This is a genomic window from Nocardia sp. NPDC127579, from assembly GCF_042672005.1.
Classification (GTDB): Bacteria; Actinomycetota; Actinomycetes; order Mycobacteriales; family Mycobacteriaceae; genus Nocardia.
The window spans coordinates 598,654-606,440 of sequence record NZ_JBHXVZ010000003.1; the positions used below are offsets into that span (position 1 = coordinate 598,654).

The following is a 7,787-nucleotide window of genomic DNA, read 5'->3' on the forward strand; positions in this document are numbered from 1 at the left end:
GGCCGGATCAGAATCGGTACACGTCCTTGGCGGCGTTCTCCATCGCACACCAATTCGCGAACTCCTTCTCGAAGTGCACGTCGGCGCCGTTCCAGGTGCCGGTGACCAGCAGTACGACCTTCTGGGCCTGATCGGTGCACTGCGCTTCGGCGTTCTGGGTGAGGTTGGCGATGTCGCCGTTGGCCACCGCCATCTCCGCGCAGGCCTCGGCCGCCTTGGGATGGGTGTTGCCCTCGGTCGGCTTACAGGCCAGCGTCGCCGAACGTACCTCGGGCTCCTCCCCCTCCGACATCGCCACCATGACCAATATCGAGTCCTGGGTCAGCTCGGGAACCGCGGTGGTCGGCGGAGCCTCGGTCGTGGAAGGCGCCGACGTGGTCGGCGGCGCGTCGGAGGTCGGCGGCGCCACCGTAGTGGACGGCGCTTCGGTGGTCGAGGGGGCATCGGTCACAGGCGGAGCCTCCGAAGTCGGCGGTGCCACCGTGGTGGATGGTTCCGCCGACGGCGACGCCGACGAGGTCGCCGGTGCCGACGACGTACTGGGTGCCGGTGCAGTGGACGGTGTTTCGGACGGCGCTGTGGTCGTGGGGGCGGTGGTGGTGGGTTCGTCGGCGTTGGCCGATACCCCGACCAGCCAGGATGTTCCGGCCAACACGGCGACGCCGGCTACTCGTGCGATCTTTGACATAGGATTGGTGACCTCCCGGTCGATTGCGAAATGTGTCGATTACCTTCGTTGTTCAGCGCGCTCAGCCCGACGCTGCACTGCGTCGCGCTTCCGGCATGGTCCGGACCACCGAATCCGCAGGTGCTCCCGATTGCTCGGCCGCGCTCTTGGAATCGGTGTGCAGCTCGTTCATCTCGCTGCGGAAGATCCGCAGCGACCGTCCCATGCTCCGGGCGGCGTCCGGCAGTCGCCGGGCGCCGAACAGGATCAGGAATGCGGCCGCGATGATCAGCCAGTGGGTAGCGCTCATTGCTCCCATGGAGTCCTCCTCCACTCGTTGGAATTCATCGTCAGACGTCGAACAGGTTGCGGAGTCCGACGCGGTAGCGGGCCTCGTCCAACGTGCGCAGCCCGTTGAATTCGCGGAAGGTGACGTGCGGCCACAACTGGGCCTTGGCCGCCGAGGAACCGGACGCGTCCAGAATCGCGTTGGCGGCGTTGCGACCGCCCTCGCACGCCCCCTCCATGGTGGCGAGATCGACGTTGCTCCGGAGGTAGTCACCGGCCAGGAACAGATTCGGGATCTTGGTCGTCGTCGTAGGCCGGTTCTGCCAGGAACTCTTGGTGTTGATCAGCAATTGATCCTGGTTCTCGGTGTATTTCGAGCCGTCCCAGACCAGCCCCTCGTCGACGTACCAATAGGCGAGGTCACTGTCGGCCACACCGTCGAGGGTCTTGACGACATGCGTCCACACCTCCTTGGCGACCTCCTCCGGACTGCATTCCTTGGCCGGCTTCTTGATCGTCAACCCCGGGGTGTCCCAGTCGGAAATAGCCAGCGACAGAATGTCTTTGGCCTTACCGTCGCCGAAGTCGCGGCCGATGTTGTACTTCTTCCAGAACTGTCCCTGCTGGATACCACTGACCTTCCACGGCGACTCGATGAAGCCGATGTGGCCGGGAGCGCGCACCACGTCCTTGTTCAGGTAGAACAAGACACCGGTCATCCAGTCCACGAACAGGTCCTTGATCTTGTTCAGGTCCGGGTCCGCGGCCGTCACCTCCGGTGGGAACACACTGTGCACGTGCTCCGGCGCGAGGGCGTTGACGAACCAGTCCGCCTCGATATCCGAGGCGGCCCCGTTGGCGTCCTTGACCGTGGCCGTGGCGAGCTTGCCGCCGGACATGTTCACCGACTGCACCGTGTAGCCGAGTTTGAAGTCCACACCCAGCGTCTTCAGGTGCGCGACCCACGGATCGATCCACACCTCGTTGGTCGGCCCGTTCAGCACGTTGTCGGTGAGTAGCTCACCGTTGTTGCGGCCCAGGATGTTCAGGAAGAAGTTCTCCGCCTGCCAGCAGATACTGCGGGCACTGGCGATGTCCTCCTTCGCCGCCACCAGCGTGTTGGTCAAGACCGAGATCAGCAGCAGGTAATTGGGATGGGAGTCCTCGGTGACTTTGGCGAAGTCCAAGAACGACTGGTTCTCCCACTGCCCGTACCGGCGGGCGTCACAGCTGGTGAAGAATACGAACAGGCGATTCGCGAACTTCAGCAACTCCGCATACGGCAGGTCGGGAATCCAGCCGGCCGCGCCCTGCAAAGTTTTGACCAACCATTTCAGGTCGGCCGCGACGCCGATCTGCGAGCCGTCCACACCGAAGGGCAGGGTGATATCGGCGCCGGTCTGCGCACCGGTCACCGTGGGTGCGGCGACCAGGTTGTTGTAGACACCCTTGGCGTTGCCCGGGAATGGAATCCGGCTCATCGTGTCGGGAATGCAGCGATAGAAACCCGGGAAGAATCGGAAGCCGTGCTCCCCCGGCAGCGGGCGACGCCCGTCCGATACCGGCAGCGCCGTATCCATGCTGCGTGCTTTGCCGCCCCATTGACGCTTTTCGAAGATTGTTACCTTGTAGCCACGCTCGGCCAGTTCGTGTGCTGTGGTCAAGCCGGCTACGCCGCCACCGATGACCACAACCCGATTCTGAGTCGGCTGCGAATGCGCCGAGCCGAGCCCCACCAGTCCACTGCTGGTTGCCGTAGCCGCGGCCACCGCCATTGATCCGGCCGCAGCACCTTTGAGTACCGTACGGCGAGACAGATCGGACTCCACCATTGGATCACGTCCTAATCGACAGCAGGCCAGCAGTCGAGTGAAAGAACTGTAACGAGCGTCGCGCGAAATTGTCAACGGTGTATCCGAATTTGATTCTTTGTTGCACCATTGGCCGCAAACGTCGACAGCGCCTACCGCGGTCGCGGTAGGCGCTCTCGACGCAATCACATTGTGCCCGAATATAATACGATCGTGCTATGATCGCGATAAGCTCGCTCGGCACTCCCGACCGCTGGCCTGCGTGAATTCAGAAGGATCCGCCGAGCGAGTTGCGACACCGGCCCCAACTCCGCGTCACGATCATGACGGTATCCGGGCCGCACCCCGGTCGGTAACGCAATAATGACGATCATGGAGATCTGACTACCACTGGATTCGTACCGTACGGCCTCGTCACAAATACTCGAACCAGTATTTCGCACAAGGAAATTCAGCAATTGAACGCACATGGGCGCCGGACCACCCCATCAGGGTGACCCGGCGCCCAGCCGAAATCGGCGTTACGCCACCTAGACGCAGGTCGAGGGATTGCTCCCCGAAAAAGTGGACAACAGGCAGAAGATCAGGTCGGTTCCACCGCCCACCACCGCCGAACCACTGTCCAGTACACCCGATCCAGTGCTCGGCAGGAGCGACGACCCCGTTTCGGCCTGCGCCGGAACCGCCATCAGAGCCAGCGAGCCGGCAACGGCCGCCGTGGCACACACCTTCGCTATCGATCGCATAATTATCCCAACTTTCTGCTCGGCAAATCTTGCGTCGCGCCAGCAGGCTAACCCGAGTTTCCATACGATCGGCTTGATTCCAGCCGACCATGTTCGCATGCACCACTCGATCGACAAGTCGGTTGTGCAGTTTCAAAAGCCGCCTGCGGAATCTGTTCTGCGGCATCACCGATCCTTACCCTGAGCAAAGCAACGACGTGCCACCCGGAGGTGACCCATGTTCGGTATCGGCTGGGCCGAGACAATCATTCTGATCGTCGCGGCGCTCATGATCCTCGGGCCCGAGCGGCTTCCCGGAGCTATCCGCTGGACGACCGGCGCTGTGCGCCGGGCCCGGGAATATGTCGATGGCGCCACCGGTCAACTGCGGCAGGAATTCGGTCCAGAACTCGACGAAATCCGCCGCCCGTTGCAGCAACTGAACGAGTTGCGGTCGCTGACTCCGCAGGCGGCGGTCACAAGATATCTGCTCGACGCCGACAAGGCGGTGCGGTCGGGCACACCCGAGGCGCCCGAAACGAATTCGCCGATACCCACTGTCGAACCCGTGAGCCTGGTCAAGAAGCCCAGCGCCGTACTGAATTGCGGCGCGTGGAACCCCGCGCCGTCGACCGGCGCGGACATTCCTCCGGTCGACGCCGACGCGACCTGATCCCGTCAAATCGCGGGTAGTTCACCAGGATCCGGCGTGACCCCACTGCGATAGGCGTTCTCCCAGGCCAGCACATTCGCGACGTACGCCGCCGAGTAGTTGTAGCGCAGGATGGCGCGGGTACGCTGATCGGGGTCGATCATGCTCAGCCCGCCAGAGCACAGATACCGGCCTGCCGCGAGCGCCGCGTCGTACAGATTCTGCGGGTCCATGATCCCGTCACCGTTGCCGTCCGCGCCGTACTGCCACCAGGTTTCGGGAAGGAATTGCATCGGGCCGACGGCTCGGTCGTAGGCGGCGTTGCCGTCGAGCTCGCCACTGTCGGAGTCGGCGATCACCGCGTTCCCGTCGAGACTCCCATCCAGTGTCGGACCATAGATGGGGGTCAGGGGGTCACCCGCCTCGTCGGCATTACCGCCGAAAGCGTGCCCGGATTCGATCCGCCCGATTCCGGCCAGCAGTGTCCACGGCAGCTCACAGGCCGGGTTACGTTCCGCCAGAATCCGTTCGGCGTTGGTGTAGGCCGCGACCGCGATGCCGGGAACGCCCGGAGTACCCACCTCTGCGGCCGCCGGATGCCGTGCGCTCACCGGCGAATCGGTCTCGACCGGTACCGGATCCGGCAGGACCGGCGGCGCGGGCGCCGGCCTGACCGCACGATGTGTTTCCCATTCGACGACCGGCGCGAGCTGCACGGGCGTCGGCCCGGCGACGGGCACGGCGACCGGTTCTTCCGGCGGCAGTGGATCCGCTGCCCGGAATACCACTCCCGCTTCGGGTGCTCCCGCTACCGCCGTATATCCCACCGGCACGAAAGCGCCCAGTGCGATGACGGAACCGCGACGCAGGAATCGAGACGACGGTTTTCTGTGACGCCCCATTTTGTGACCGACCTCCACCACCCGTTTACAGGCTTCCGGACTACACGACGAATCGAGGCTATCGCCTGGTCGCGGCGCCGCTTATCTTGTTGTGATGACGCCCTATTCGCCAGCACATTTCATCGGCGAATCAACCGCCCGAATCCGGTTTCCGAGTGATTCCGTAAGTCATCAACGGCACGATCGTATTGCGTACGAACTCGCGTGCCCGGTCGTCGTCCTGGAAATCGACTCCGCCTGCGGGGGTGAGTACGAGTGAATGCGCCAGTCGCGCGATAAGTTCGGCGATCGGCGTCGGATCGTAGCGGTCGATCGCGCCGATCGACTGCGCACGCTCGAGGATTCGCGTGATGTACTGGATACCCAGGGCCAGCATGTCCCGGCCGCCGACCGTGTAGAAGGACAACGCCTCATCCGGCGCGACGGCGAGCAGTTGAGTGACCAACCGATGCAGGCGGGTCTGCCGGAGGACATGCAGTACCGCGTCCTCGAATTGCGCGTCGATACCGGAGATGGCCGCCGCACGCTCCGTCACCTCGGCGAGCATGCGCTGCGCCTCACGTTCGAGCACCATCTCGACCAGCTTGTCCTTACCGGAAAACCGCCGGTAGATGGTGACACGGTTGACCCCGGCACGTCGCGCGATGTCATCCAGGCTGCTGCGCCGGATGCCGACCTGGAGCACGCGCTCCAACGTCACATCCAGAATCTTCTCGTCGAGCGCGTCGCGACCCACCGGCATGTACCGAAGTTACCGATGCGGTTACATTGTGTCAAACAAGCCCGAATCGGCAAATGCATCAACGATTCATGTCTTGTTGCACTGATACATCTGGGCTAACATCCAGAGTTCCGGACATCGGAATCTGGCAACACAGGAGCGCACGTGCGAAATGGCAACGGCACCCGACCGTCGATTGCAATCGTCGGCAGTGGATTCAGTGGACTAGGCGTGGCCATCCGACTGAAACAAGCCGGTTTCACCGCACTGACGATCTATGAGAAGGCAGACGGCATCGGCGGCGTCTGGCGCGACAACACCTATCCCGGCGCCGCCTGCGACGCGCCCTCACACCTGTACTCCTACTCGTTCGAACCCAACCCGAACTGGTCGCGGCGCTTCGCCGAACAACCAGAAATTCTCGCCTACCTGCGCCGCTGCGCGGCCAAGTACGACCTGGAGCGCCACGTGCGGTCCGGAACCGAGATCCTCGCCGCCGACTTCGACAGCACGACGAGCAAGTGGCACTTGCGGACCCGGGCCGGCGACACAGCCACCGTCGACATCTTGATCTCGGCCTGCGGGCAGCTCAGCCGTCCGGCTCACCCGGACCTGCCCGGCCTCGACGAGTTCGCCGGCAAGGTCTTCCATTCCGCCGAATGGGACCATACCCACGACCTCGGCGGCCGCGACATCGCCGTGATCGGCAACGGCGCCAGCGCCATTCAGTTCGTTCCCCCGGTCGCCGCACAGGCCGCGATGCTGACGGTCTTTCAGCGACAGGCACATTGGATCAGCCCGAAGCCGGATCGGGCATACCCGCGGCTGCGCAAGATCGCCAACCGGTGGTTCCCCATCCTGCAAAAGTTGCCCCGGCTGGGCGTCTTCCTGTGGTTCGAAGGTGTGCTCAACCCGATGCTGGTATCGCCGGTCGGCCGGCGCATCCTATCGTTGCCGATTCGCGCGTGGTGCCGCTGGAATCTGCGCCGAGTCCAGGACCCCCGACTCCGAGCCGAACTCCTGCCGGGATACGAGGTCGGCTGCAATCGCATTCTGACCTCCAACGAGTACTACGACACCCTCAATCGCGCCGACACCCACTTGACGAGCAGTCCGATCGTGCAGGTCGAGGCGAAGGGCGTGCGCACCGAGGACGGCCGGATCCATCGCGCCGACACGATCATCTTCGCGACCGGTTTCCGCTCGCACGACTTCGTCGCGCCGATGCGAATCCGCGGCCTGGGCGGGCAGGATCTCACCGAGACCTGGCATGGCCGGCCGCATGCCTACCTCGGCCTCACGGTGCCCGGATTCCCCAACTTCTTCCTGATGTACGGGCCCAACACCAACGTCGGCTCCGGATCCATCGTCCATATGCTCGAAAGCCAGATGAACTACATCGTCCGCGCCGCCGAGGAACTCACTCGCACCGGCTACCTGGAAGTGAACGCGGAAAGCATGGACTGGTTCGACGAATCGGTTCAGCAGCGCCTGGCCACCACGGTCTGGAACACCGGCGGCTGCAACAGCTGGTATATCGCGAGAACCGCTGCCGGCCCGGCCAATACCAATAATTGGCCTGGTTCCATGCTCGGATACCGGCTTCGCACGCGCCGAATCGAACTCGACGATTATCACACCACGCCGCGCGGAAGTCTCGCCCGTCACGACGCCGAGAACTAGCGAGTCAGTGCCTGCTCGAAGATCGGCCACGAATTGTGCAGGTCGTCCTGCCAGTACTGCCAGGAGTGGGTGCCCACCGGGCGCATATCGAACGTCGCCGGAATTCCGAGTTCATCGAACCGACGCCGCAGCGATTCCACGCAGATATTCGTGACGGCTTCGACTCCCCCGCCGACCCCGAAACGGTCGAGCAGCTTTCCGAGATCGCCGTCTATCCCAGCACTGTCGAGCGTGTCGTACGGGCCCGGGGTGCCGTTTCCGGTGCTGATGTAGAGGGTGGTGCCGCGGAGTTGTTCGGCGTGGAGGTAGGGGTCTTTGGTGGTCCAGGTGGGGTCGGT

The 7,787-nt window shown here is 63.6% G+C and carries 8 protein-coding genes and 1 pseudogene; 2 read left to right on the top strand and 7 right to left on the bottom strand.

Going from position 1 to position 7,787, the window contains the following annotated elements; all coding sequences use genetic code 11:
- Positions 1 to 7: 7 nt before the first annotated feature.
- The 4 genes from ACFVMC_RS15170 to ACFVMC_RS15185 form a co-directional block, all read right to left on the bottom strand.
- A complete protein-coding gene (locus tag ACFVMC_RS15170; protein ID WP_379210548.1) occupies positions 8 to 451 on the bottom strand; it encodes an SSI family serine proteinase inhibitor in 444 nt (147 codons plus the stop codon).
- A 298-nt stretch (positions 452 to 749) separates the two neighbouring features.
- Positions 750 to 986 carry a Sec-independent protein translocase subunit TatA gene (tatA, locus tag ACFVMC_RS15175; protein ID WP_379210550.1) on the bottom strand — a complete coding sequence of 79 codons (237 nt, stop codon included), beginning with the start codon at positions 984 to 986 and terminating at the stop codon, positions 750 to 752.
- 31 nt (positions 987 to 1,017) lie between these two features.
- Positions 1,018 to 2,646, bottom strand: coding sequence for an FAD-dependent oxidoreductase (locus tag ACFVMC_RS15180; protein WP_379210552.1), 1,629 nt, complete (start codon positions 2,644 to 2,646; stop codon positions 1,018 to 1,020).
- A gap of 534 nt (positions 2,647 to 3,180) precedes the next feature.
- Positions 3,181 to 3,678, bottom strand: a complete 498-nt coding sequence (locus tag ACFVMC_RS15185) for a hypothetical protein (RefSeq protein WP_379210554.1) — start codon at positions 3,676 to 3,678, stop codon at positions 3,181 to 3,183.
- Between the two features lie 51 nt (positions 3,679 to 3,729).
- On the opposite strand from ACFVMC_RS15185, the gene tatB reads away from it, so the two are divergent.
- A complete protein-coding gene (gene tatB, locus ACFVMC_RS15190; protein WP_379210556.1) occupies positions 3,730 to 4,164 on the top strand; it encodes a Sec-independent protein translocase protein TatB in 435 nt (144 codons plus the stop codon).
- Between the two features lie 5 nt (positions 4,165 to 4,169).
- Here the strand turns inward: tatB and ACFVMC_RS15195 are convergent, their stop codons facing one another.
- Both ACFVMC_RS15195 and ACFVMC_RS15200 read right to left on the bottom strand, forming a co-directional pair.
- Positions 4,170 to 5,045, bottom strand: a complete 876-nt coding sequence (locus ACFVMC_RS15195) for a lytic murein transglycosylase (RefSeq protein WP_379210558.1) — start codon at positions 5,043 to 5,045, stop codon at positions 4,170 to 4,172.
- Positions 5,046 to 5,175: 130 nt separating this feature from the next.
- A complete protein-coding gene (locus tag ACFVMC_RS15200; RefSeq protein WP_379210559.1) occupies positions 5,176 to 5,787 on the bottom strand; it encodes a TetR/AcrR family transcriptional regulator in 612 nt (203 codons plus the stop codon).
- A 144-nt stretch (positions 5,788 to 5,931) separates the two neighbouring features.
- Here ACFVMC_RS15200 and ACFVMC_RS15205 point away from each other — a divergent pair, with 144 nt between their 5' ends.
- A complete protein-coding gene (locus tag ACFVMC_RS15205; protein ID WP_379210561.1) occupies positions 5,932 to 7,449 on the top strand; it encodes a flavin-containing monooxygenase in 1,518 nt (505 codons plus the stop codon).
- Here ACFVMC_RS15205 and ACFVMC_RS15210 read toward each other — a convergent pair.
- Positions 7,446 to 7,787 (bottom strand): annotated as a pseudogene (locus tag ACFVMC_RS15210) (esterase family protein); the annotation flags it as partial. The gene ACFVMC_RS15205 and the pseudogene ACFVMC_RS15210 sit on opposite strands and share 4 nt — an antisense overlap.